At 60.7% G+C, this 2,277-nt stretch carries 1 protein-coding gene; it reads left to right on the top strand.

The annotated features are described in order from the left end of the window. The first annotated feature begins 103 nt into the window (after nt 1–103). Entirely contained in the window at nt 104–2,044 is a 1,941-nt protein-coding gene (locus tag AC11W3_RS06950; protein ID WP_484092713.1) for a hypothetical protein, read from the top strand. Nucleotides 2,045–2,277 lie beyond the last annotated feature (233 nt).

Genomic DNA, 2,277 nt, shown 5'->3' with positions numbered 1-2,277 from the left:
GCCCACGACATGCGCAATGAGATAGCACCCTGTAGCGGATACGCCCAGAGATGTGCCTCTTTGAAAGGGAAGAACGAATGTATTCCCGCTCAAGGAGGCAGACATGATCAGTATCGCTGATGGATCGGTCCATATCCAAACCTCTCCAGACTCGCAGTGTGCAACTCCATCCTGGTTGGGCGAAGTTGCTCTGGTGGCTTCCCACCTGCGGAACCAAGGCATCCTGACCAAGATAACTGAGCGCGTGCGCTTTGCCCGACGGCGGTTCGGACGCTACGACGTGCTGGATTTTCTGGCGGTGCTCTTCGGCTATGCGATCAGTGGCGAACGAACCTTGCAAGACTTCTCTGAGGTGGTGCAGCCATTTGCTTCGGCCTTCATGGCCTTGTTCGGACGAACGCGCTTACCCGCAGCCTCGACGCTCAGCCGCTTTTTAGCCGCCTTGCCCGCCGAGCCTGTCGAAGCCCTGCGCAGCCTCTTTCTGGAGGATCTGCTCGCCCGCCGTCTTTCCACCGAAGAGCAATCAGCTGGACTGTGGGATCGGCAGGGAAACCGCTGGCTCGTCTTTGATGTTGATGGGACGAGGGAAGCAGCCCGTCAACGGGCCTTGCCTCAGACGTCGAATCGGCCTGCTCCGCAGCGGCGCCTGCGTCCCCTCTGTGCGCCCGGCTACACCGGACGCAAACGTGGGGAGGTTGTTCGCACACGGACAACCGTCTTGCAAATGCATACCCATCAATGGGTGGCGAGTTTCGGTAACCCTGGCAACGGACAGTATCGCGAGGAACTGCGCCGGGCGAAAACCGCCATCCAGACGTACATCAAGGCCCACGGCTTTCCCGCCGAGCGAACGCTGCTGCGCCTCGATGGCCAATATGGCAATGGGGCGGTTGTCTGCGATCTGGACGATTTCTCGTATGTCACCCGTGGCAAAGACTACAGCCTCCTCGATCGTGCCGACATGCAGGCTCGCTTGCACTTGCCTGCTGATCAGCACCTCCTCAGTGCGGAAAGTGGGATCTGCCGCGCGCTCTATGACTGCCCAGACCAGCGTCTGGACGAGAGCGGATCGCTCGTTCGTGTCATTGTCGCCACCCATCCAGCCCCAACCAAGAAGAACAAGAAACGGCAGGTCGGGCTCATCCGAGACGGTGTAGTGTCTGAGCTCTTCTGGACCAATCTGCCCCAGAGCGCCTTCACCGCCTCCGATGTGGTGTCCCTCTACCTACATCGTGGCGCCTTTGCAACCGCCCTGGAAGACGAGGACATCGAGCAAGAGCCGGACCGCTGGTGTAGCCACTCAGCCTGGGGACAAGAAGCCTGGCAGATTGTGGCGCAGTGGACCTGGAACCTCCGCCTGGAGTTGGGGCACATCCTGGCACCTGAAGCAGTGCGCACCACCGAATTTGCGCCTGCCCTCCCAGAGCAGAACGAGCACGCCCCCACACCCCCAGTCTCACCTGCTCCCTCTGCCCCTGCCTCAGGGTATGCTCCACCCGCCATCGCCACCTCCTGGAAAGCTGGCCGCTTCACTGGAGCCGACTTTCCCCTTCACCCCGATGGCACCCTGCGCTGTCCAGCCGGCAACGCGTTGGTCCCCCATGAACGACGTCGAGAGCGTGATGGCAGTCTGCGGGTCGTCTATTCGGCCAGTATTCGCGATTGCCGCCCGTGTCCGTTACGTGAACGCTGTCAATGGAACGGCAGTGCAACGGCGAAACCACGCCAGGTCAGTGTCCTGCTCCATCCTCTGCCAGTGGGATCGGCTCCACTGCTCTGGCGAGACTGGAGTAGACAGCACCAGCGGCGGGCCTGTTTGCGCCTGCACCGGCAACGTCTGGAGATCCACATGGAGCCGACTCTCCCAAGAACTGGTGCTTGCTCCCCGCCGACGATCTCCCGGGCCCAGCGTGCGCATTCCCGCTTGTCATGGGACGAGCGGCTGGCCCGCAACGCCCGAGACGCCACGCATGAGCGGATCACTCTCACCCTCTTCGGGATTCCAGAACGCCTGGCGACCTTCCTCGGACTGGCCACCGCATAACACTCCTTCGTCTGCAAAGATCCATCCCCTTCCTCGGACAAGCCTGCTTCTCCGAGCGGTTTTTCCTGCTTGCTTTGCTTGATCGCCCTTCATCTCCACACTCCTTTTTCTCGTTTTCCCTTTCATCCTTCCATTTCTCTTCGCGCTGCCCTGCTTCACACCTTTGTTGAGCTAATGGACACCTCTGAGGACAGGCAGAAACGCTCTGGCAAACTCATTGCGCATGTCGTGGG

Source organism: Geomonas sp. (assembly GCF_056994735.1).
Note: the sequence above shows the minus strand (reverse complement) of the source record. Positions and strands in the feature narration are given on the sequence as shown.

Bases quoted from the DNA above. Each gene is read 5' to 3' on its own strand.
- AC11W3_RS06950 (WP_484092713.1), top strand. From the start codon at position 104: ATGATCAGTATCGCTGATGGATCGGTCCATATCCAAACCTCTCCAGAC.